Origin of the sequence: Streptomyces cinnabarinus (genome assembly GCF_027270315.1) — a bacterium.
Classification (GTDB): domain Bacteria; phylum Actinomycetota; class Actinomycetes; order Streptomycetales; family Streptomycetaceae; genus Streptomyces; species Streptomyces cinnabarinus.
The window spans coordinates 609,901-631,271 of sequence record NZ_CP114413.1; the positions used below are offsets into that span (position 1 = coordinate 609,901).

Sequence of the window (21,371 nt, forward strand, 5' to 3'; positions counted from 1 at the left end):
CGCCGTCCGGCCCATGACCGACGGGACCGTCCGGCCCGCCCGGCTCAGAAGGGGAGGCGCACGCCGTACAGCGTGCGCCCGGCGACCAGTTCTCGCCCGGTCACCAGCTCCGGCTCGATGCGGACGAAGACCTCGTCCGGCGAGGGCACCCAGGAGCGAGGCCCGACACCCTTGAGGCGTGCGGTCTCCGCGGGGTCGGTGACCACGGCGGCGCAGCCGGTGACGACCACGCTCCAGCCGGACTGCGTGGCCGGGTCCACCTCGTCGGCCTCGAAGGCGACCACGGCACCGTCGACGGCCCGCACCAGCTCCGAGTCGGCGGCCGTGCACAGCAGCACCGCGCCGTCGTCCGCCAGACGGAAGTTGACGGGCAGGACGGCCGGCAGCGCGCGGCGGGTGTGGACGATCCGGCCGACCGGCGCCTTGGCCAGCAGGCGCAGGCACTCCTGCCGGTCGAGTTCGCGGAATCCATCGTTGCGGTTCATGGGCCTGCCCGTCTCTCGGCTGATCGCGTCCGTACGCTCTGCTCCGTCATGCTTCGTCACCGCGCCACGCCGTGCTCAGGGCCATCAGTCCCGGGGCGGCCCGACAACAGCCCTTGTCACACCTTGATACGGCGCCCGCTGACGGTGCGGGGCTCGATCCGGATCCACAGCTCGCGCGGGCCGCCCGCCCAGGGCGCGCTGTACGCCCGTTCGTCGAGGCGCCGCGCTTCGTCCGGGTCGGTCACCACCCGGGCGGGCCCGCGGACCAGGACGCTCCAGCCGCTGCTGAAGGCGTCGTCGATACGGTCGACCTCGACAGCCACCTGGCGGCCCGCCGACCGCGCGGGTGTCGTTCCCGGGGCGGTCCGGAAGGCGATCGCGCCGTCCACGACCGTGTAGTTGACGGGTACGACGACGGGTCCGGTCCCGGTGGGCACCGCCAGGTGCCCCACGCCGTGAGTGGCGAGCAGGGCGCGGCACTCGGTCTCCGTGAGCTCGGTGAACTCCGCGTGCCGAGCGGCCCGGCCCGGTCCGGGCGGCTGTTCGGCATCGCCCCCCGTCAGCTCCGAAACCGTGGTCCGCAAGGCCCCGGCCAGGCGCATCAGCGCCCCGATACCCGGTGCCGCGACCGGCTGCTCCTCCAGATAGCGGAGATAGCTGGTCGCCATGCCGGCCCGTGCGGCCGTCTCCGCACGGGAGAGCCCGAGGCGGGTGCGCCGCAGCGTGAGGCGCCGTCCGAGGTCGCCCACGGGCAGGGGCCCGGCCGCGGTCGACGGGGTCGGTTCGGTCATGGCCCGTCGCCTCCTCCTGTTGGCCCCCGGGTGGATGAACTCCCCACCCCCTCAAGCGTGTGCGGGCGGGACGGATCCCGCATGGGCCGGTCGGCCCAGGTCTGCGCGCCGGTCGGGGTCACCCGCCGAAAGGGCCGGTCGGCCCTTCCGCCACGCCAAGGGCGTCCGATTGCCTCTGACCATGTCCGACAACCTCACCCGGTCGAAGCCGTCGCTCTCGGAGCACGTCGAGGCGGAGGCCACCGTTGTGGTGTTACGCGGTGAACTCGACCTCCAGTCGACGCTGCTGCTGACCGCCGGGCTCGATGCGCTGACCGCCGGCCCGCGCCCCGACGTGGTCCTCGATCTGCGGGATGTGTCCTTCGTCGACTGCAGCGGGCTGAACGCGCTGTGCCGGACCAGAGCGCGCGCCCTCACCCGGCACGGCCGGATACGGCTGGTCACGGACGACCCACGCCTGCTGCGGCTGCTTCACCTGACCGGTCTGAGCGGCGTTTTCGAGCTGTACCCAAGCCTGCCCGACGCAGTCACCAGGCCGAACTCGACGCCGGGAAACTGATCCGTCCACCGTGTCAGTCGATCGCGCCACGGACCGTACGCCGTGGGGTGGCCGGGCCCTGTGGGCCGTAGCCGAGGCGGACGAGCATCTGGGCGTGGCCGGGTGCGGGGCTCAAGGACTGCCTCAGGTCCGGCCACTCCAGCGCCTGGTGCAGCAGCGACATCCGCAGGCCGCGGGCGGTGGCGACCAGCAGCACGCGCTCCAGGGCCTGTCCGGCGCGCAGCCAGTCGGTACGGCGGTCGTGTTCGGTGACCAGGAGAGCCATGACCGGGGCCGGCTCGAAGAGACGGGCGGGCAGCCGCTCGCTGTGCCGCTGCGCGGTGAAGTCACGCAGCGGCAGTTGTTCCCGGGCGTCCTGCGGGCCGAGCGCCGCCAGGGGCAGGCCGGTGTCGGAGAGGTCGTACGGGTCCTCGCGCACCCAGCGGCGGCTCTCCCGGGCCCGGTCCGGGTCGGCGCGATTGCGCCGCTCGCCCAGCGCGGTGAGCGCCAGCAGCCTGGCCGTCCGTGCCGGGTCGGGGAAGACCAGGGACGCGCCCTCCATCGCGGCCGTCGTCGCGAGTTCGGCGCGCAGGGGCGGCAGCGGTCCGCCCGAGAACGGCAGACGGCTGCTGCGCCTGCGCCAGACGGCCGGGTACAGCTCGTCCTCCGCCGCCTGCGGGTCCCCGGTGCGGGTCCCGGTGGGCCGCACGGTGGCCAGCAGCCCCGGATCCCGGGGCGAGGGCAGCAGCCGGGTGTCGGCTGTCCAGCCGAAGTGCGCCATCGCGACCCGGAGGTTGAGCACGCACGCTCCGACCGACACGTGCAGGGCGCGTGCGTCCGGGTCGGTGAACCGCAGTCCCTGGGAGGGAGCGGCGCGGACGTGGAAGGTGACGGTCTCGGGGTCCAGACGGAAGCGCCAGGGCTGGGAGTTGTACAGCGAGGGGGCGGCGACGGCCGCCGCGACACAGGTCTCCAGGACCGTGGCGTCAAGGATCGCGCTGCTCATGGTGCCCTCCGCCCGCAGAAGTGGTGCTGTCCTTCGAGAGTGGGCACCCGTGCCCCGGCGCGTGAGAGGCCGTTGGTCCCCGGCCGGGGTCCGACAGTCCGCATGTCTCCGGCGGCGCGCGGCAACGGGTCCGGGCCGGCGGAAGGGCTGAACGGCCCCTTCGCACCGCCCGGTTGGGCCCGACAGGACCACCGGTGGCGCCCCCTCGGCCCCTGCCGTCCGCCGGGCCGCCCATGGCACGTTCGATGCGGCGAGGACGACGAGGAGGTGCGGACCGATGGACGGCACGCGATGCGCGAAGGTGCGGCTGTGGCGCTGGCGGAGCAATCCGTTGCGGCGCCGCGAGGACATCGTCGAGGCGTGGATCGTGCTGGCCGTCTGGGTGGCCGTGCTCGTGGGCGGCACCCTGGCCGGGCTGGTGACGGCCCACGCCGCCGAGCAGGTCTTCGCCCAGCAGCGCGGCGACCGCCATGCGACCAAGGCCGTGCTGCTGGCCGACGTCCCCAAGGCGGCGAATTCGGTCGGACCGGCGAGCGGACACGCCGTGGCCGAGGTCCGCTGGACGGCCGACGACGGCACCGCGCGGACGGACGAGACCCTGGTGGCCAGGGGCCAGAAGGCCGGTGCCGAGATCGTCGTGTGGCTGGACGGCCGAGGCGCGCTGGCCATCGAGCCGATGAGTCGTACCGAGGCCGCGGTGGAGTCAGCCGCCCTCGGCTCGGCCGCCGCGCTGGCCTTCACGGGCGTGGTGTTCGGCGTGGGCACGGTGGCCCGCTGGCGGCTGGACCGGCGGCGCGTGGCGCGCTGGGGTCCGGAGTGGGAGGTGGTGGAGCCCGAGTGGCGGCGCAAGACCGGCTGACGGGGCCGCCTGTCAGTCGCCCCGGTACAGGGCCGTGAGCAGTTCCACCGCCGCCTGGGTGGCGGGGTGCGGATCGTCCCGCCACCAGGCGAGCCGTACCGCGATGGGCTCGGTGTCCCGCACCGGCCGGTAGACCACTCCGGGGCGCGGGTACTGGTGAGCGGTCGCCTCCGCGGTCATGCCGACGCACCGTCCGGTGGCGATCACGGTGAGCCAGTCGTCGACGTCGTGGGTCTCCTCAGTGGCCGGCCTGGCTCCCGGCGGCCACAGCTCGGCGGTGGTGGTGCCGGTACGGCGGTCGACGAGCAGGGTCCGTCCGGCGAGATCGGCGAGCCGCACCGAGCGTCGCCGGGCCAGCGGGTCGTCGTCGGCAACCGCGCACAGCCGCCGCTCCAGGCCGACGAGGGCCGAGTCGAACCGGCGGTCGTCCGGTGGGCGTCGGACAACGGACAGATCGCAGGCACCCTCCGCGAGGCCCGCGGTGGGCGAGTTGACGCGGACCAGCTGGAGATCGGTCCCGGCGTGTGCCGCGGCCCAGCGGCGCTGGAAGGCCGAGGTGTGCCGGCCGAGCGCGGCCCAGGCGTATCCGATGCGCAGCCGCTCATGGCCGGAGGTGGCCTCGCGGACCAGGTCGTCCACCTCGCCGAGCACCCGCCGGGCGTGGGCCAGCACCCGCTGCCCGGTCCCCGTCGGGGTCACCTCCCGGGAAGTCCGGCGCAACAGGCGTACGCCCAGGGCGCGTTCGAGCGAGGCGAGGGTGCGCGAGACGGCGGCCTGGGAGACGCCGAGCGCGATGGCCGCGTCGGTGAAGCCGCCCTCGTCGACGATCGCGACCAGGCAGCGCAGCTGTCGGAGCTCCACATCCATGACTCAAGCGTATAGATAACGCGGCCGGTGCATTTTGCGTATGCATGACGGAACCTCACCATGCTGGCATGCGCGCCCGAACCGCTCCCGCAGCCGCCCCCGAAGCCCTCGCCGTACAGCCCGAGCCCTCGCACATCGGCCTCGCCGGGGTGGCCACCATGCTCGGCAGCGGCCTGGCCAACCAGACCGGTGCCGCGATCGGATCGCTCGCCTTCCCGGTGCTCGGCCCGGTCGGTGTCGTCGCGGTGCGCCAGTACGTGGCCGCCGTCGTCCTGCTGTCCGTCGGCAGGCCGCGGCTGGGCGCCTTCACCTGGCGGCAGTGGTGGCCGGTCATGCTGCTGGCCGTCGTGTTCGGCACCATGAACCTGTCGCTGTACACCGCGATCGACCGGATCGGCCTCGGTCTCGCGGTGACCCTGGAGTTCCTCGGCCCGCTCGCCATCGCGCTGGCCGGCTCACGGCGCCGGGTGGACGCCCTGTGCGCGCTGATCGCCGCCGCGGGCGTCGTGGTCCTGATGCGGCCGCAGCCCTCCGCGGACTACGTCGGCATGGCCCTGGGGCTGCTGGCCGCCGCCTGCTGGTCGTCGTACATCCTGCTGAACCGGACCGTCGGACAGCGTGTCCCGGGCGCACAGGGGTCGGGGGCCGCGGCGGCGCTGTCCGCCCTGCTGTTCCTCCCGGTCGGCGTCGTGCTCGCGGTACGGCAGCCGCCGACGGTCGGGGCCGTCGCCTGCGCCGCCGCTGCCGGAGTCCTCTCCTCCGCCGTCCCGTACCTCGCGGACGTCTTCACCTTGCGCCACGTCCCGGCGCGGGCCTTCGGGCTCTTCATGAGTGTCAACCCGGTCCTCGCCGCGCTCGTCGGCCTGGTCGGCCTGGGCCAGGGCCTGGGCAGGGCGGAGTGGGCCGGCATCGGGGCGATCGTCGCGGCCAATGCGCTCGCCCTTCGGCACCGGGCGTCGGAGGATGGAATCGGAGAGGTGTGAAAGGGGTGCGTCGTGCACTGCTACGAATGCGCACTCGATGACACAGCCACACCCGCGATCGCGGTGTGCGTGCGCTGTGGCTGCGCGGTGTGTCTGAACCATGCCAAGGTCGCCGAACGGCTCGTGCACCACGATGTCGGCCTCGGCCAGACCTACGGGCCGCGCCCGGCCCGGCGTGTGACGTGTCCGACCTGCCATGACGCCGAGGCGTTCGAGGTACGCCACGCCGACTGAGCCGTCAGATCGACCAGCCGACCGTCGGCCGGTACACAACCTCGGGCTCGGACACGTCCCTGGACGCGAGGTCCCGCGTCGCGGCGCGCACCAGTTGCCCCGCGATGTCGTGCAGAGCGCGGCCGGCCGCCAACTCGTCGCCGATCTCCGGCACGTCCGCGTCGGTGGGATTGCGGTGTGCGGTCCCCCTGCCGGTGAGCGATGTGCTCCCGGTGTCCAGGACGACCTGTGCCTTGGTGGTTCCCTCCTCCTCGACGAGGTAGAGGTGAACCGTCCATTCCGCGATGTGGGACATCGTGTCCTCCTCGTCTCGACCGCGACGGCCGCCGGATGCGGTGCCGCACCCGCGGCCCACGCCCCTTCCATCGTGGAACGACGACCGGGCCACCGCACGGGGCAGGGCATCCTCACCTACGGCCGGTCATCCCTTGCCCTCGTCGAAGCTGGCGAAATACGCGGCGGCCATGTCCTCGTCGCCGTGCCCCTGGGCGGCGGCCCGCTCCAGCCGGGCGGCGCCCGCGGCGGCCACGTCGAGGCGGACCCCGCCCCGCTCGCCCGCCTCGACGATCAGCCGGGCGTCCTTGGCGGCGGTGGAGACCGCGAACTGGGCAGGGGAGAGCCGCTCTTCGAGGATCAGCCCGGACTTGGCGCGCAGATATCCCATGTCGAGCGGGCCGCCCGCGATGAGGTCGAAGAAGTGCCATGGATCGACACCGAGGGCACCCGAGAGGGCGAGGGTCTCCCCCGCCGCGGCCGTGGCCGCGATGACCCAGCTGTTGGCGACCAGCTTGAGCCGGGTGGCGGTGCCCGCGGCCCCGTCGTCGCCGGTCCAGACGGTGCGGGCGCCGACGGCGTCGAACACGGGCGTGACCTTCTCCCTCCCCTCTGCGGGACCGGCGGCCAGCACGGTGAGCTGACCGGCCTCGGCGGGCTGCCGGGTGCCGAGCACGGGGGCGTCGTAGAAGGCGAGTCGATGCTCACGGGCGAAGTCGGCGAGGCCGGGGAGGGCGTCGATGCCCGCGGTGGTCGACTGCACCCACGCGGTGCCGGGACGCAGGTCGGGGGCGGCCCGGCGCATGACGTCCAGGGCGGCGGGACCGTCGTGCAGGACGGTGAGTACGACATCGGCGTCCCGCACCGCCTCGGCGGGGCTCCCGGCGACGAGCGCGCCGTCGGCGGTGAGCGGTTCGGCCTTGGCGCGGGTGCGGTTCCAGGCGCGCACCGCGTGTCCGGCGCGGGCGAGGTTGCGGGCCATCGCGGCCCCCATAATCCCGGTGCCCAGCACCGCGACGGTGAGCTTGTCGGTCATCACGTCCACCTTCCTGTTATCGCCCTCGGGCACCGCTCCGCCGGGGCGCCGCCTTGCTCCGCGAAACCGGCGTCCGCCGGTCAGTCGGCGGCGTCGCCGCGCAGGACCAGGTCCAGCAGGCCGGGAAAGCGCGCCTCGAACTCCTCGCGTCGCAGCCGGTTCACCCGTTTGGGGCCCTCGTCGCGCTGCTCGACCAGGCCGGCGCCCCGCAGCACCGAGAAATGGTGGCTGAGCGCGGCCTTGCCGACCGGCACGTCGAAGCTGCCGCAGCTGCGCGTCCAGTCGGCGGAGCCCGCCAGCTCCCGGATGAGTGTCATCCGCACCGGGTCGGCGACCGCGGACAGCGCGGTCTGGACGGAGACGTCCTCGGGATCCGTGTGCACGGGTGCGGCGCGATGACTGCCGCCGACCGCCTGGTTCGCCATGCCCGCTCCCTGGCCGCTTGCCGAGTGTTCGATCTGTATCTTACAGTCCGAGTGTTCGCTTGCCATTGAACACTCACCGAGCCGAACACTCATCGAGCCGAAGGATGCGGTCACCCATGCGCGCAGTCGAATTCCAGGAGTACGGCGATCCCGAGGTGCTGAAGGTCGTCGCGGCCGAGGTCCCCGAGCCGGGGCCGGGGCAGGTGACCATCGACGCCGCGTATGCAGGCGTGAACTTCGCGGACGTCAAGGCCCGCGCGGAGGGGTACCGGGTCGACTCGCTGCCGTACCGGCCGGGCCTTGAGGTCTCCGGGCGGATCCGCGCGGTGGGCGAAGGCGTGACGGGCCTGCGTCCGGGTCAGGAGGTCGCGGCCCTCGTCGGCGGCGGCGCGTACGCCGAGGTGGTCCTCGCCGATGCCGCCACGGTCTTCCCGCTCCCCGAGGGCCTGGACCTGCGTACGGCGGCCACGCTGCCCACCGTCGTGCCGACCGTGCACGCCCTGCTGCACGAGGTCGGGCGGCTGCGCGCCGGGGAGACCGTCCTGGTGCACGGCGCCGCGGGCGGCATCGGCACGGTGGCCGGGCAGCTGGCCCGGGCGGCGGGCGCCGGGGCGGTGTACGGGGTCGCCTCGTCGGCGGGCAAGGCCGAGTACGCACTCAAGCACGGCTACGACGAGGTGTTCACCGCCGACACCTTCCCCGAGGAGGTCCGGCGCGCGACCGGCGGCCGGGGCGCCGACCTCGTCCTGGACCCGGTGGGCGGCGACACCCTGCGCCGCGGCCTCGACACACTGGCCGTCTTCGGGCGCCTGGTGTCGTTCGGCAACGCGGGCGGGGCCGAGCCGTGGCGCGTCGGGCAGCCCGAGCTCTACCCCGAGGGCCGGTCCGTCGCGGGCTTCTCCGTCCTGGCCCTGGCCCGGACGGCACCGGACGCCCTGCGGGCGCTCGCCGAGCGGGCCTTCCGTACGGTGACCGACGGGACCGTACGCCTGCCGGTCACCGCGGAGTTCCCGCTGTCGGACGCGGCCGGGGCGCACCGGCTGCTGGGCGGGCGGGCGTCGACGGGGAAGCTGGTGCTGCGGGTGGCGGAGTGACCGGGCGCTTCCTCAGTCCTCGTCCAGCTTGGCGACCACCCGCTCGGAGATCTCGGCCAGTGTCCGCAGCTCCGCCGGGGTGACATGGTCGAGGAACAGCGAGCGCACCGCCTCCACATGGAGCGGGGCGGCCGCCTCGATCGCCGCGCGGCCCGCGTCCGTGATGGCCACGAAGGCCCCGCGCCCGTCCTCCGGGCACTCCTGGCGGACCACCATCCCCCGGGAGACCATCCGGGCGATGTGATGGGACATCCGGCTCTTCTCCCATTCGAGCGCCCGGCTCAGGTCCTGGTAGCGCTGGCGCCCTTCGGGCACATCCGTCAGATGGACCAGGACCGCGAAGTCGGCCGCCGACACATTCGACTCCGACTGCAACAAGCGCCCCAACCGGCCGCCGAGCCGCTCCTGGAGCCGGACGAAGTTCCGCCAGGCGTGCTGCTCCTCGGGCGTCAGCCACCGCTCCTTGTCTGCCATACGGGAAAGTGTATGCAAAGTTGACGGATCATCTAGCTGTCGGCCGGTTCCGAGCCGTCCAGCGGCTGTTCCGTCCAGATGGTCTTGCCCGTCTGCCCGTACCGGCAGCCCCACCGCGAGGTGAGCTGAGCCACCAGGAAGAGACCTCGTCCGCCCTCGTCGGTACTGCCCGCCTGCCGCAGCCGGGGCTGGGTGTTGCCGGGGTCGGTGACCTCGCAGACCAGGACGTCCTCCCGGATCAGGCGCAGCCCCACCGGGCCACCGGCGTAGCGGACGGCGTTGGTGACCAGTTCGCTGACCACGAGTTCGGTGGTGAAGGAGAGGTCGTCGAGCCCCCAGTCGGCCAGCTGGCGGGTGATCTTCTCCCGGGCCTCGGCCACGATCCTCAGATCGGCCGGGAAGTCCCAGCTGGCGATGTGGTCTCCCTGCACGGCACGCGTGCGCGTCAGCAGCAGGGTGACGTCCTCCCCTCCCGGCAGCTCACCGAGGTCGTCGAGGACGGCGCGGCCCGTCTCGCGCAGCGGGGTGCGGCTGTGCGCGCGGAGGCTGTCCGTCAGCCGGCGCAGGCCCGCTTCGAGGTCGCGGTTCCCGCCGATGACCAGGCCCTTGGTGTGCAGGGCGATGAGGCTGCCGGGCTCGACCTCGACCGTGGTGACCTCGAACGGCATCCCGCCCACCCCGAGCGGAGGTCCGGGCGAGATCCGGATCTCCTGCTCGGTGCCGTCGGGGCGGACGACGACCGGCGGCAGCTGGCCGGCGCTGGCGATCATGCACTGGCAGGTCACCGGGTCGTAGACGACGTACAGACAGGCCGCGGTGACGGTGTCCCGAAGTTCCGCCGGTGCCTCGGCCGCCAGGCGCTGGACGAGTCCGTCGAGGCGGGTGAGCAGTTCGCCGGGGTCCGGTTCGAGGTCGGCGAGCGTGTGAATGGCGGCGCGCAGGCGTCCCATCGCTGCCGTCGCGCGCAGGCCGCGGCCCGAGACATCGCCGACGACGAGCGCCAGCCGCAGGGAGGGCAGCGGGATGGCGTCGAACCAGTCGCCGCCGATCTCGGCTCCGCCGCCCGCGGGCCGGTAGAGCCCCGCGGTCTCGGCCGCCGGGGTGTCGGTGGTCGCCCGGGGCAGCAGGCTCTGCTGGAGGGCGACGGCCGCGCGGTGCTCCCGGGTGTAGCGGCGGGCGTTGTCGATGGCGAGGGCGCCTCGGGAGGCGATCTGGGTCACCAGGTCGGTGTCCTCCCGGGTGAACGGTTCCGGATCCTCCACCCGCCAGACCTGGAGGTCGCCGAGCATCGTCCCGCGCGCGTACAGCGGCGCGATCATCAGCGAGTGCCACGCGTCGGGCAGCAGGGCGATGGCCGCCGACCGGTCGCCCAGGACGGCCAGGAGTTCGTCGCGGGTCATGACGATCGTCTTGCCGCGCTGGAGCGTGCGCAGGGACGGGTGATCGGGGAGCGGCGGGAGGGCGTCCCCCTTGCGGATCCGGCCCGGCCACTCCCCGGTGGCGGAACCCACGGCACGCAGATGCAGGTCCCCGCCGCCGGACCGGTGCGCGGGTTCGTCGCCGGTCAGCACCGCCTCCGCCAGATCGACGATCCCCATGTCCCCGATGCCGGGCACGACCGTCTCGGCCAGTTCCTGCGCGGTGCGCGCGACGTCCAGCGAGCCACCGACGCGGATCGCGGCCTCCCGGAGGAGGTCAAGGTTCGAACGGGCCCGCTGCGGCCCGGTCGCGTAGGTGAAGAACGCGGCGACGCCCGTCGGGCGCCCGTCCTCGTCCTCCAGCCGCACGGCGGACATCCGCAGATGCCGCTCCCGGCCGGGGGCCAGCGGCGACCGCATCCGCTTCTCGCCGCCGACCAGCGGGGCACCGGACTCCAGCACCTGGCGCAGCGAGGTCTCGATGTCGTCGGCGTCCTCCGGTACGAGGAAGTCCCGCAGCCTGGCGCCGGGCGGTACCGGAGTGCCGTCGGGCACCACCGGAACGCCCTTGGTGTGCAGAAGGGCCAGGTCCGGGCCGTGCACGACGACGCCGATCGCGTCCTGGGAGAAGAGCGCGCGCAGCAGCGAGGCGCCCAGGTCCCGGTCGCCGAACCGCAGGTCCGGTGCGGCCACCACCAGCGACTCGGCGGATTCCGCCAGCCGGAAAGCCCGGTAGGCGACCTCGACGGTGCCGCCCTGGCGTCGGTTCAGCCGCACGCTGCCGCTCGTAGGCGGGCACGCCCCGCCGGACCCGTCGGCGAGCAGATGCCGCACCGGGTGCCCGCAGACCTCCGTCGCGTCGTACCCGAGCAGCTCCGCCGCCGCCCGGGACCACCGCACCACCGTGCCCTGTTCGTCCAGTACGGCGGTGACGAGGGCGTCGAAGGCGACCGAGCCGGGGCCGACGTCGTCGCTGGAACCGCTCATGGCACTCCTCGTTCGGCCGGGCACGTCGCGTGTGCTCCGCCGGGAGACAGTTCCCATTATCAACGGCAAGGCCCTCCGATGTGCTCCAGGAGCCTCCGCGCACGTGACCTTCCCCGTCCGAGGGCAGATACTGCCGACAGCGGTCCGGAAGCTGTCTGCCCAGCTCACCAGGAGGTACCCATGAGGATGCTCATCAACGTGCCGGAGACCGTCGTCGCGGACGCGCTGCGCGGTCTGGCGGCCGCCCACCCCGAGCTCACGGTGGACGTGGAGAACCGGGTGATCGTACGGCGGGACGCGCCCGTCGCCGGGAAGGTCGCCCTGGTCTCCGGCGGCGGTTCGGGGCACGAACCGCTGCACGGCGGTTTCGTGGGGCCCGGGATGCTCTCGGCGGCCTGTCCGGGCGAGGTGTTCACCTCTCCGGTACCGGACCAGATGGTGCGTGCCGCGGCGGCCGTGGACAGCGGCGCGGGCGTGCTGTTCATCGTGAAGAACTACACCGGTGACGTGCTCAACTTCGACATGGCCGCCGAACTGGCCGAGGACGAGGGCATCCAGGTGGCGAAGGTCCTCGTCGACGACGATGTGGCGGTCACCGACAGTCTGTACACGGCCGGGCGCCGGGGCACGGGCGCGACCCTCTTCGTGGAGAAGATCGCGGGCGCGGCGGCCGACGAGGGCATGCCGCTGGAGCGGGTGGAGGCGATCGCCCGTCAGGTCAACGAGAACTCCCGCAGCTTCGGCGTGGCGCTCAGCGCGTGCACCACGTACGCGAAGGGCAGCCCCACCTTCGATCTGCCCTCCGGCGAACTGGAGTTGGGCATCGGCATCCACGGCGAGCCCGGCCGTGAGCGGCGGGCCATGATGACCTCGGGCGAGATCGCCGACTTCGCGGTGAACGCGCTCCTGGAGGACAGGCTCCCGCGCAATCCGGTGCTGGTCCTGGTCAACGGCATGGGCGCGACCCCGCTGTTGGAGCTGTACGGCTTCAACGCCGAGGTGCAGCGGGTACTCGGCGACCGTGGCGTGGCCGTCGCCCACACCCTCGTCGGCAACTACGTCACCTCGCTCGACATGGCCGGCGCCTCGGTCACCCTGTGCGAGATCGACGAGGAGCTGCTGCGCCTGTGGAACGCGCCGGTGCGGACGGCCGGGCTGCGCTGGGGCGTGTGAGCGGGCGGCGCCCGGGTGTCAACGTACCTACCACGCAAGGAGATTCCGTGCTCGACGCCGACTTCTTCCGCCGTTGGATGACCGTGACCGCCGCGTCCGTGGAACGTGAGGCGGACCGGCTCACCGCCCTCGACTCGCCGATCGGGGACGCCGACCACGGCAGTAACCTGCTGCGCGGCTTCCGTGCCGTGAGCGCCGTCCTGGACAAGGAGCCGCCGGACACTCCCGGAGCGGTTCTCGTGCTGTCCGGACGTCAGTTGATCTCGACGGTGGGCGGCGCCTCGGGACCGCTGTACGGGACGCTGCTGCGGCGTACCGGCAAGGCGCTCGGGGAGGCCGCCGAGGTCGACGAGGCGCGGTTCGCGACGGCGTTCCGTACCGGGGTGGAGGCGGTGATGACGCTGGGCGGCGCGGCGCCGGGCGACAAGACCATGATCGACGCGCTGTTGCCGGCCGTGGACGCGCTCGACGCGGGTTTCGGCGCGGCGCGGGCCGCCGCGGAGGAGGGAGCGCTGGCCACGACGCCGCTCCAGGCGCGCAAGGGGCGGGCGAGCTATCTCGGCGAGCGCAGCATCGGGCACCAGGATCCGGGGGCGACCTCGGCGGCCCTGCTCATCGCGGCACTGGCGGAGGCGAACGGTGAGTGACGACAAGCCGGTCGGGATCGTGCTGGTGTCGCACAGCGCCCAGGTGGCCGACTCGGTCGCCGAGCTGGCCAAGAGCCTTGCGGGCGGCGGGGCTTCGGTGCCGGTGGCGGCGGCGGGCGGCACCGAGGGCGGCGGCGTCGGCACCAGCTCCGAGCTGATCGCCGCCGCCGCGGCGGCCGTCGACCGGGGCGCCGGGGTGGCCGTCCTCACCGACCTGGGCAGCGCGGTCCTCACCGTGAAGGCCCTGCTGGCCGAGGGCGACGAACTCCCCGACAACACCCGCCTGCTGGACGCCCCCTTCGTCGAGGGCGCGGTGGCCGCGGTCGTCACGGCGTCAACCGGAGCCGACCTCGCGGCTGTTGAGGCGGCGGCGATGGAGGCCTACACCTACCGCAAGGTCTAGGCGAGCCCCCGCGCCACCACCTCCAGGGCCGTGCGCAGCGCGCTCTGCAGTCCGGCCCTCGTTGCCGTCGCGTCGGGGGCCGGGTCGGTGGTGTGCCAGGCGTGGTGCTCGACCGCCGCGCGCAGGGCCGCGTTGAACATGGCGGCCTCGATCACCGGCCGCAGGTCGTCGACGGGGAGTCCGGCACGTTCGGCGAGGGCGCGGGCGAAGGCCGGTTCGGCTTCGTCGTAGGTCTGGAGCCAGACGGCGCGCAGGCCGGGTTCGGTGCGGGTGAGGCGGACCAGTGCGTCGACCGTGGTGTGCTCGGGGCCCTGGGCGGGACCGTGGTCGGCCAGGAGGCCGTCGTCGAAGATCTCTTCGAGGGGCTCGCCCGGCCGCCAGTGGCGCAGGCACTCGGCGATCACGTCGATGCCCGCCGAGAACAGCGGCTGCACGCAGCTCTCCTTGCTCGGGAAGTAGCGCCACACGGTCCGCGCCGAGACGCCGACCGCCTGCCCGATCTGCTCGCCCGTAGTCGCCGTCACGCCCTGCTCGACGAACAGGTCGACCGCGGCCCGGGCGATCTCCAGCCGGATCTCGGCCTTGCGCTGCTCGGTCAGCGGCGGTCGGCCCGTGCGGGGGCGGGCTGCGGTCATCTCGTCCTCCGGTCCGGTGATCGCTCTTCCGGAATTCTCCATCACACCCGCGACCGGACGGTCACCTCCGCGACCGACTTTATGTCACTCACAGACATTAAGTCGCTAGAGTGAGCGACCCAGGGCACTCGGCCCTGGCACACGTGTGAGGAGCGGTTCATGGCCGACGGACTCGACGGACGCGGCGTCATCGTCACCGGAGCGGGCTCGGGCATCGGCCGGGCGACCGCGCTGACCTTCGCCGCCCAGGGCGACCGGGTGGTGGCGGCGGACCTCAACGCCGAGGGCGTGCGGGCCGTGGTCGAGGAGATCAAGGAGGCGGGCGGCATAGCGGTCGCGGTCACCGGCGATCTGAGCGAGCAGTCGGTCGTCGACGCGGTCGTGGCCACCGCCGTGGAGCGCTTCGGCGGCGTGGACGTGCTGGTCAACAACGCCGGGATCATGGACCGGATGTCGGCGCTCGCGGATGTGAGCGACGCGGAGTGGGAGCGGGTCATACGGGTCAACCTCACCGCCCCCTTCCGGCTCACCCGGGCCGTACTGCCGCACATGCTGGCCGCGGGCAAGGGCGTGATCGTCAACACCGCCTCCGAGGCCGGTCTCCGGGGCAGCGCCGCGGGCGCCGCGTACACCGCCTCCAAGCACGGCATCGTGGGCCTGACGAAGAACCTCGCGGTGATGTACCGAGGGCAGGGCATCCGCGCCAACGCCATCGCGCCCGGCGGCACCCTGACCGGCATCGTCGTCGACGCCGAGCAGGGCGCGCACGGTCCGACGGCGCTCGGCCCGCACTTCGTCAACGTCGGCCGGCTGGCCCAGCCGGAGGAGCAGGCCGCGGCCATCGTGTTCCTGGCCTCGGACGCGGCGAGCAACGTCAACGGTGTGGTACTGCCGGTGGACGACGGCTGGTCGGCGGTCTGACCGGGACGCGGGCTCTCAGCGGGAGCTCAGGAGCTTGCGGGCCAGCCGCTCCCCCATCACGCCCGCGGCCTCGGTGTCCTCGATCGGCTCCACCCGGGTGTCCTTGAAGACGATGTAGGTGACGCCGGAGTCGGTGCCGCCGCCGTGCGGGTCGGGATGGATCCCGAGTTCCTCGGCGGCGGCGTAGGAGGCCTCGCCGATGATGTCGTGCGGGCCCACGTCACCGACGACCGCGTACCGCACCCGGTCCTCGTGGACCAGGGCGACCACCGAGCCGCCGCGGATGCCGTGGTCCCGGTAGTCCCACAGGCCGCTCGGAGCGGGCACGACGACATACGGGAGGCGTTCGGCGTCCAGATAGCCGCCGTCGGACTGCTGGAAGGCAGTGGCGTCGCTGAAGTACGGGTCAGTGCGGCTGTTGCAGCGGGGGCCCGGCCGCCCGTCGCAGTCGATGTCCAGGTCCGCCTTCCAGTAGACGGCGTCCCGGGTGCCGCAGACCGGGATCGTCGCCGCCTCGCCGCTGTCGGTGCGAAAGCGCCCGCGGGAGATCTGGGGGCAATCGCGCACCCTGGCAAGGAGGTCGGCGGCGCGGACGTCGCCCAGGGGCCGGACCGCGGGCCACTCCCCGTACTGCGGCTCGGCGGTGGGCAGCGCGGTCGGGGCGAGCAGGACGGCGCTTGCCGCGACCAGCGTGAGCGAGCGGACACGCACGATGAGGGACCCTCTCGACGGGGGCACTGACGGACACTCAGCCCAATCTGGTGTCTGGTCGATCATGCGGCCACCGTTCGGGGGCCAGACGGTGCACACACCCGCAGTACGGCGGCGCGGCTCCGAACTTCCGGCAGCGGCCGGGAGTTCGGAGCCGGTGTCGGCCCGTTCTCCCGGCCGCGCACGGCCGGCGCGGGATCAGCGACGACAGCGGTCCGCGCCACCGGCTCGAACTCCCACACCCTCATGGGGAGTTCAGCCGTGAGGGGGTCAGCATACGTAACGCGCGGGAACGGTCACCAACGACCGCCCTCTTGATGTGATCGCGTCACCCGCGTCATATTGGTCCGGACCATTGCCGCGCCGGTGGGGTGGACTCCGCCGCGGCGCCCTCTCCCGGGAGGCCGACCCGTGCGACGCGTTCCCGTACCCCGCCCGTACCGGCTCGCCGTGCTCTGCGGCGCGCTCGCCCTCGTCGCGTCCTGCGGCTGGCAGGGCCAGGCCGACGAGGGCCCGCTGCCCGGCATACCGCGGGGCGTCACCGCCGAGGCGGGCAGCGCGACCAGCGTCCATGTGATGTGGAACGCGGTGACGGGCCCCGACATCGCCGGCTACGAGGTGTACCGCGGCACCACCAAGGTCAAGGACGTCCCAGGCGCCGAGCACATGGTGGACGTCATCAGGCTCCGCCCCTCCACGACCTACGTCTTCACCGTGCGGGCCCGCGACACCGACGGCCGCCTCGGGCCGCCCAGCCAGGAGGTCCGCGCCACGACTCCCGCGGCGGGCCCGGAGGACCGGTCCGCCCCGACCGCACCCGGCGCCGCACAAGGGCGCGCGGTCGGCAGCCGGTCGGTGCAGTTGTCCTGGTCCGCGGCGAAGGACGACCGGGGTGTGGTGTCGTACGACATCCATCAGGGCGGTACGAAGATCCACAGTGTGGGCGGGAACCAGACGGCGACCGTGGTCACGGGGCTGCGGCCGGGGACCCGTTACTCCTTCACGGTCCGGGCGCGGGACGCCGCCGACAACGTCTCGCCCGCCGGGGCCCCGGTCCGGCTCACCACTCCGGGCACCGACGACGGCCGCGGCACGGCACCCACCGACTTCCGTGCCACGACCCACCGCGATGCCACGGACGGGGCCTACTACATCGACCTGCGCTGGGTCCCGCCGCGCGCGGACGGCGTGGTCACGGAGTACCAGGTCCACCTCGACGGAAAGGCCGCCACCTCGGTCGTCTACGGCGGTGACGCGCCGCGCGAGCGGGCCACGTACAGCTTCTACGCGGGCACCGAGGCGGGCGTGCGGCACCGGGTGCGGCTGCGCGCCCTGCTGCCCGACGGGACCTGGGGCGGGTTCTCCGCGGAGCGGACGGTCACGACGGGCGACGCGGGCAGGTGAGACGGGCACGGCCACCGGAGTGGGCCGGACGTGGGAATCGTTCACCTGCCCGGGGGCGGTCCGGGTGCGGGACGGGCCCGGGGGACGTTGGCTGCCCCTGAGGCAGCACGGCCTTTCCCGACCCTCGGCGGCGCAAGGGACGTACCGCCGACCGTGCCGCCGGAGGGCAGTCCACATGCGCAACTCATCGCCACTCCTCCGCTCGGGGCTGACCGTGGCGGCCGTCGCCGCGCTTCCGCTCGCCCTGACCGCCCAGGCCGCCTCCGCGCAGTCCGGGATCTCGGTGAGCACCAGCGGCTCCACGGTCTCGGTCACCACCAGCGCGTGCAGCCAGACCAGCTCCAACGGCAGTTGGGGCACCGCCTCACTGCTCACCAGCAGCCAGACGAGCTTCGCCCAGGGCCGCCAGGTGGCTTTGGCGGGCACGACCAGCCAGCAGTCCGCCGCCTGGACCAACGTCAGCCCGGGCACATACACCGTCATCGTGCAGTGTGCGTTCAACAACCAGACCGCGGGCACTCAGGCCGTCGTCGTCTCCGCGGCCGCCACGCCCACCGTCTCCGCCACGGCCTCGCCCTCACGCGGTGTCATGGGCGGCATCGGCGGCGCCGCCAAGGACTACGGCACGCTGACGCTCGCCGCGGGCGGCGGTCTGCTGCTGGCCGGTGCCGGGGCCACGGTGTGGTTCCTGCGCCGCCGTTCGAAGCCGTACCGCCTCTGACGAGGGCCACCGGCCGCCGATTGGCACTCGACCCCGCCCGGGCGAGATGGGAAGACTGGCTGATCCCATGCCGTCATCCCATGCCGTCCTCGCGGGAGTCGAGATGCAGATCGCCGTGGTCACCTTCGACGGGTTCAACGAACTCGACAGCTTCATCGCCTCCGCGCTGATCAACCGGTGCCGCAAGGACGGCCTGGAGGCGTACGTCACGACGCCGACGCCGGTGGTCACGTCGATGAACGGCGTCGAGGTGACCGGGCAGCGCCCGCTGGAGTTCGTGACCGAGGCCGACGCGGTGCTTATCGGCAGCGGAGTGCGGACCCGGGACGTGGTCGCCGACGACCGGCTGATCTCCACGCTGCGGCTCGACCCCGGGCGACAGCTGATCGGCGCGCAGTGCTCCGGCGCGCTGGTGCTCGCCCGGCTCGGCCTGCTGGAGTCCATGCCCGCCTGCACGGACAAGAAGACCAGGCCCTTCGTGGAGGCCCGCGGTGTCACGGTGCTGGACGCGCCGTTCCACGCCGAGGGGAACATCGCCACGGCGGGCGGCTGTCTGGCGTCCCAGTACCTCGCCACCTGGGTGATCACCCGGCTGGCCGGTGAGGACGCCGCGCGCGGCGTCCTCGACTACGTGGCCCCGGTCGGCGAGAACGAGGAGACCGTCGAGCGCGCCCTGCGCGCCGTCACGCCGGTGGCAGCTCGCTGAACTCCTCCAGCGCGTGGGTGAGCCACCCCGTCCAGAAGGTCTCCAGATCGATGCCCGCCCGCAGCACCAGGTGCCGCAGCCGGTCCTCCGGTTCGCCCTTGCCGGGCGGGAAGTCGCGCCGCTCGATCTCCCGGTACTCGGCCAGCTGCCGTCGGTGCAGGTCGAGATGGCGGCGCAGATCGGCCTCGATGCCCTCGGTGCCCACCACGGCCGCCGCGCGCAGCCGCAGCAGCAGCGTGTCCCGCAGCGGCTTGGGGTCCTGGGACTCGCCGGTCCAGCGGGCCAGTTCGGCGCGGCCCGCGGGCAGGACCTCGTAACTCTTCTTCTGCCCGCGGGCCGGCTGCTCGGAGGGGAGGGTGCGGATCAGCCCGTCGGCCTCCAGTTTTCCCAGCTCGCGATAGATCTGCTGATGGGTCGCGGACCAGAAGTACCCGATCGACTTGTCGAAGCGGCGGGTCAGCTCCAGGCCCGAGGACGGCTTCTCGAGCAGGGCGGTGAGGATCGCGTGCGGGAGGGACATGTCGTCATCCTAGGGACGCCGCTCAGAGCGCCGCCGCGACCTCCGTGCCCTGCTGGATGGCGCGCTTGGCGTCGAGTTCGGCGGCCACGTCGGCGCCGCCGATCAGATGGACGCTGCGGCCGGCGGCCACCAGCTCCTCGTACAGGTCGCGGCGCGGCTCCTGGCCGGTGCACAGGACGATGGTGTCGACCGGCAGGACCGTGCTCTCCTCGCCGACGGTGACATGCAGTCCGGCGTCGTCGATCCGGTCGTAGCGCACGCCCGGGACCATGGTGACGCCGCGGTGCTTGAGCTCGGTGCGGTGGATCCAGCCGGTGGTCTTGCCGAGGCCCGCGCCGACCTTGGTGGTCTTGCGCTGGAGGAGGTGGACGGTGCGCGGCGGGTCGGGCCGCTCGGGCGCGGCGAGGCCGCCGGGACCCTCGTAGGCCATGTCCACGCCCCAGAGGCGGAAGTACGTCTCGGGGTCCTCGTTGGCCTTGTCGCCGCCGTCGGTGAGGTACTCGGCGACGTCGAAGCCGATGCCTCCGGCGCCGAGGATGGCGACCCGCTCGCCGACCGTCACCTTGTCGCGCAGCACGTCGAGGTAGCCGACGACGCTCGGGTGGTCGACGCCGGGGATGTCCGGGGTGCGCGGGCTGACACCGGTGGCCACGACGACCTCGTCGTAGCCGTCCAAGTCCGCTGCCGAGACGGGGGTGTTGAGGCGTACGTCCACGCCGTGGGCGTCGAGCTGGTGGCGGAAGTAGCGCAGCGTCTCGTCGAACTCCTGCTTGCCGGGGACCTGGCGGGCCACGTTGAGCTGGCCGCCGATCTCGCTCGCGGCGTCGAACAGGGTGACCTGGTGGCCGCGTTCGGCGGCCGAGACCGCGCAGGCGAGTCCGGCCGGGCCGGCGCCGACGACCGCGACGCGCTTGGCGAGCCGGGTCGGGGACAGCACCAGCTCGGTCTCGTGGCAGGCGCGCGGGTTCACCAGACAGGAGGTGATCTTCAGGCTGAAGGTGTGGTCCAGGCATGCCTGGTTGCAGCCGATGCAGGTGTTGATGGCCTCGGGGCGGCCCTCGGCGGCCTTGTTGACGAACGCGGGGTCGGCGAGCATCGGGCGGGCCATGGAGACCATGTCCGCGTACCCGTCGGCGAGCAGTTCCTCGGCGAGTTCGGGGGTGTTGATGCGGTTGGTGGTGACGAGCGGGACGGACACCTCGCCCATCAGCCGCTTGGTCACCCAGGTGTAGGCGCCGCGCGGCACGGAGGTGGCGATGGTGGGGATGCGGGCCTCGTGCCAGCCGATGCCGGTGTTGATGATGGTCGCCCCGGCCTCCTCGACCGCCTTCGCGAGGGTGATGACCTCGTCCAGCGTGGAGCCGCCCGGGACCAGGTCCAGCATGGACAGCCGGTAGACGATGATGAAGTCCTCGCCGACGGCCTCGCGCACCCGGCGCACGATCTCCACCGGGAAGCGCATCCGGTTCTCGTACGAGCCGCCCCAGCGGTCGGTGCGGTGGTTGGTCTGGGCGACGATGAACTCGTTGATGAGGTAGCCCTCGGAGCCCATGATCTCCACGCCGTCGTAGCCGGCCTGCCGGGCGAGGCGGGCGGCGCGGGCGTAGTCCTCGATGGTCCGCTCGACGTCGGCGTCGGTGAGCTCGCGCGGCGGGAAGGGGCTGATCGGCGCCTGGATCGGGCTCGGCGCGACCAGGTCCTGGTGGTAGGCGTAGCGGCCGAAGTGCAGGATCTGCATGGCGATCTTGCCGCCCTCGGCGTGCACGGCGTCGGTGACGACCCGGTGCCGCTCGGCCTCGGCGTCGGTGGTGAGCTTGGCGCCGCCCTCGTAGGGCCGTCCCTCGTCGTTGGGGGCGATGCCGCCGGTGACGATCAGGCCGACGCCGCCGCGTGCGCGCTCGGCGTAGAAGGCGGCCATGCGCTCGAAGCCGCGCTCGGCCTCCTCCAGGCCCACGTGCATGGAACCCATCAGGACGCGGTTGGGCAGGGTGGTGAAGCCCAGGTCCAGCGGGCTCAGCAGGTGCGGGTAACGGCTCATCGGGCCCCTCCGTGCGCGGTGT

25 protein-coding genes are annotated in these 21,371 nt (G+C 73.1%); 12 read left to right on the forward strand and 13 right to left on the reverse strand.

Annotated elements, in window-relative coordinates; all coding sequences use genetic code 11:
• Positions 1–44: 44 nt before the first annotated feature.
• Both STRCI_RS02815 and STRCI_RS02820 read right to left on the reverse strand, forming a co-directional pair.
• A complete protein-coding gene (locus tag STRCI_RS02815; RefSeq protein WP_269657198.1) occupies positions 45–485 on the reverse strand; it encodes a pyridoxamine 5'-phosphate oxidase family protein in 441 nt (146 codons plus the stop codon).
• Between the two features lie 116 nt (positions 486–601).
• Positions 602–1,276, reverse strand: coding sequence for a helix-turn-helix domain-containing protein (locus STRCI_RS02820; protein WP_269657199.1), 675 nt, complete (start codon positions 1,274–1,276; stop codon positions 602–604).
• A gap of 181 nt (positions 1,277–1,457) precedes the next feature.
• Between STRCI_RS02820 and STRCI_RS02825 the strand changes: the two genes are divergently transcribed.
• Positions 1,458–1,835 carry an STAS domain-containing protein gene (locus STRCI_RS02825; protein WP_269657200.1) on the forward strand — a complete coding sequence of 126 codons (378 nt, stop codon included), beginning with the start codon at positions 1,458–1,460 and terminating at the stop codon, positions 1,833–1,835.
• A gap of 13 nt (positions 1,836–1,848) precedes the next feature.
• Here STRCI_RS02825 and STRCI_RS02830 read toward each other — a convergent pair whose 3' ends face one another.
• The gene (locus STRCI_RS02830) at positions 1,849–2,820 is read right to left on the reverse strand and encodes an Acg family FMN-binding oxidoreductase (protein ID WP_269657201.1); all 972 of its coding nucleotides are present in this window, start codon (positions 2,818–2,820) and stop codon (positions 1,849–1,851) included.
• A 277-nt stretch (positions 2,821–3,097) separates the two neighbouring features.
• On the opposite strand from STRCI_RS02830, the gene STRCI_RS02835 reads away from it, so the two are divergent.
• On the forward strand, positions 3,098–3,679 hold the full coding sequence (locus tag STRCI_RS02835) for an Rv1733c family protein (RefSeq protein WP_269657202.1): 582 nt from the start codon (positions 3,098–3,100) through the stop codon (positions 3,677–3,679).
• Between the two features lie 12 nt (positions 3,680–3,691).
• Here STRCI_RS02835 and STRCI_RS02840 read toward each other — a convergent pair whose 3' ends face one another.
• Positions 3,692–4,546: a LysR family transcriptional regulator gene (locus STRCI_RS02840; RefSeq protein ID WP_269657203.1), complete on the reverse strand. Its 855-nt coding sequence runs from the start codon at positions 4,544–4,546 to the stop codon at positions 3,692–3,694.
• 68 nt (positions 4,547–4,614) lie between these two features.
• Here STRCI_RS02840 and STRCI_RS02845 point away from each other — a divergent pair, with 68 nt between their 5' ends.
• Together STRCI_RS02845 and STRCI_RS02850 are read left to right on the forward strand one after the other, a co-directional pair.
• Positions 4,615–5,529 carry an EamA family transporter gene (locus tag STRCI_RS02845; RefSeq protein WP_269657204.1) on the forward strand — a complete coding sequence of 305 codons (915 nt, stop codon included), beginning with the start codon at positions 4,615–4,617 and terminating at the stop codon, positions 5,527–5,529.
• A gap of 12 nt (positions 5,530–5,541) precedes the next feature.
• Positions 5,542–5,763, forward strand: a complete 222-nt coding sequence (locus tag STRCI_RS02850) for a DUF2180 family protein (protein ID WP_269657205.1) — start codon at positions 5,542–5,544, stop codon at positions 5,761–5,763.
• Between the two features lie 4 nt (positions 5,764–5,767).
• Here STRCI_RS02850 and STRCI_RS02855 read toward each other — a convergent pair whose 3' ends face one another.
• The 3 genes from STRCI_RS02855 to STRCI_RS02865 form a co-directional block, all read right to left on the reverse strand.
• Positions 5,768–6,058, reverse strand: a complete 291-nt coding sequence (locus tag STRCI_RS02855; protein ID WP_269657206.1) for a DUF1876 domain-containing protein — start codon at positions 6,056–6,058, stop codon at positions 5,768–5,770.
• Between the two features lie 126 nt (positions 6,059–6,184).
• Positions 6,185–7,072, reverse strand: coding sequence for an NAD(P)-dependent oxidoreductase (locus tag STRCI_RS02860; RefSeq protein WP_269657207.1), 888 nt, complete (start codon positions 7,070–7,072; stop codon positions 6,185–6,187).
• Positions 7,073–7,152: 80 nt separating this feature from the next.
• Positions 7,153–7,497: an ArsR/SmtB family transcription factor gene (locus tag STRCI_RS02865; RefSeq protein ID WP_269657208.1), complete on the reverse strand. Its 345-nt coding sequence runs from the start codon at positions 7,495–7,497 to the stop codon at positions 7,153–7,155.
• Positions 7,498–7,613: 116 nt separating this feature from the next.
• Between STRCI_RS02865 and STRCI_RS02870 the strand changes: the two genes are divergently transcribed.
• Positions 7,614–8,591, forward strand: coding sequence for a quinone oxidoreductase family protein (locus STRCI_RS02870; protein WP_269657209.1), 978 nt, complete (start codon positions 7,614–7,616; stop codon positions 8,589–8,591).
• A 12-nt stretch (positions 8,592–8,603) separates the two neighbouring features.
• Here the strand turns inward: STRCI_RS02870 and STRCI_RS02875 are convergent, their stop codons facing one another.
• Positions 8,604–9,065, reverse strand: a complete 462-nt coding sequence (locus tag STRCI_RS02875; protein WP_269657211.1) for a MarR family winged helix-turn-helix transcriptional regulator — start codon at positions 9,063–9,065, stop codon at positions 8,604–8,606.
• Between the two features lie 32 nt (positions 9,066–9,097).
• The gene (locus tag STRCI_RS02880) at positions 9,098–11,470 is read right to left on the reverse strand and encodes a SpoIIE family protein phosphatase (RefSeq protein ID WP_269657212.1); all 2,373 of its coding nucleotides are present in this window, start codon (positions 11,468–11,470) and stop codon (positions 9,098–9,100) included.
• Between the two features lie 180 nt (positions 11,471–11,650).
• Between STRCI_RS02880 and dhaK the strand changes: the two genes are divergently transcribed.
• From dhaK to STRCI_RS02895, 3 genes are read left to right on the forward strand one after another with little or no spacing between them, the layout of a single operon-like run.
• Positions 11,651–12,643 (forward strand): dihydroxyacetone kinase subunit DhaK, encoded by a 993-nt coding sequence (gene dhaK / locus STRCI_RS02885; protein WP_269657213.1) that lies wholly within the window; start codon positions 11,651–11,653, stop codon positions 12,641–12,643.
• A 47-nt stretch (positions 12,644–12,690) separates the two neighbouring features.
• Positions 12,691–13,290, forward strand: coding sequence for a dihydroxyacetone kinase subunit DhaL (gene dhaL / locus STRCI_RS02890; RefSeq protein ID WP_269657214.1), 600 nt, complete (start codon positions 12,691–12,693; stop codon positions 13,288–13,290).
• Positions 13,283–13,693: a PTS-dependent dihydroxyacetone kinase phosphotransferase subunit DhaM gene (locus STRCI_RS02895; RefSeq protein WP_269657215.1), complete on the forward strand. Its 411-nt coding sequence runs from the start codon at positions 13,283–13,285 to the stop codon at positions 13,691–13,693. The genes dhaL and STRCI_RS02895 overlap by 8 nt, the downstream gene beginning before the upstream one ends.
• Here STRCI_RS02895 and STRCI_RS02900 read toward each other — a convergent pair.
• Positions 13,690–14,328 (reverse strand): TetR/AcrR family transcriptional regulator, encoded by a 639-nt coding sequence (locus STRCI_RS02900; protein ID WP_269657216.1) that lies wholly within the window; start codon positions 14,326–14,328, stop codon positions 13,690–13,692. The genes STRCI_RS02895 and STRCI_RS02900 overlap by 4 nt on opposite strands.
• Positions 14,329–14,487: 159 nt before the next feature.
• Between STRCI_RS02900 and STRCI_RS02905 the strand changes: the two genes are divergently transcribed.
• Positions 14,488–15,249, forward strand: a complete 762-nt coding sequence (locus STRCI_RS02905) for an SDR family NAD(P)-dependent oxidoreductase (protein WP_269657217.1) — start codon at positions 14,488–14,490, stop codon at positions 15,247–15,249.
• A 15-nt stretch (positions 15,250–15,264) separates the two neighbouring features.
• Here the strand turns inward: STRCI_RS02905 and STRCI_RS02910 are convergent, their stop codons facing one another.
• The gene (locus STRCI_RS02910) at positions 15,265–15,960 is read right to left on the reverse strand and encodes a glycoside hydrolase family 75 protein (RefSeq protein ID WP_269657218.1); all 696 of its coding nucleotides are present in this window, start codon (positions 15,958–15,960) and stop codon (positions 15,265–15,267) included.
• A 411-nt stretch (positions 15,961–16,371) separates the two neighbouring features.
• Here STRCI_RS02910 and STRCI_RS02915 point away from each other — a divergent pair, with 411 nt between their 5' ends.
• The 3 genes from STRCI_RS02915 (at position 16,372) to STRCI_RS02925 (ending at position 18,791) form a co-directional block, all read left to right on the forward strand.
• On the forward strand, positions 16,372–17,364 hold the full coding sequence (locus tag STRCI_RS02915) for a fibronectin type III domain-containing protein (RefSeq protein WP_269657219.1): 993 nt from the start codon (positions 16,372–16,374) through the stop codon (positions 17,362–17,364).
• A 175-nt stretch (positions 17,365–17,539) separates the two neighbouring features.
• Positions 17,540–18,085 (forward strand): hypothetical protein, encoded by a 546-nt coding sequence (locus STRCI_RS02920; protein ID WP_269657220.1) that lies wholly within the window; start codon positions 17,540–17,542, stop codon positions 18,083–18,085.
• Between the two features lie 103 nt (positions 18,086–18,188).
• Positions 18,189–18,791 carry a DJ-1/PfpI family protein gene (locus tag STRCI_RS02925; RefSeq protein ID WP_269664475.1) on the forward strand — a complete coding sequence of 201 codons (603 nt, stop codon included), beginning with the start codon at positions 18,189–18,191 and terminating at the stop codon, positions 18,789–18,791.
• On the opposite strand, the gene STRCI_RS02930 is transcribed toward STRCI_RS02925, so the two are convergent.
• Positions 18,769–19,311, reverse strand: coding sequence for a PadR family transcriptional regulator (locus STRCI_RS02930; RefSeq protein ID WP_269657221.1), 543 nt, complete (start codon positions 19,309–19,311; stop codon positions 18,769–18,771). The two genes, STRCI_RS02925 and STRCI_RS02930, sit on opposite strands and share 23 nt — an antisense overlap.
• Positions 19,312–19,333: 22 nt before the next feature.
• Positions 19,334–21,349 (reverse strand): NADPH-dependent 2,4-dienoyl-CoA reductase, encoded by a 2,016-nt coding sequence (locus tag STRCI_RS02935; protein ID WP_269657222.1) that lies wholly within the window; start codon positions 21,347–21,349, stop codon positions 19,334–19,336.
• Positions 21,350–21,371 lie beyond the last annotated feature (22 nt).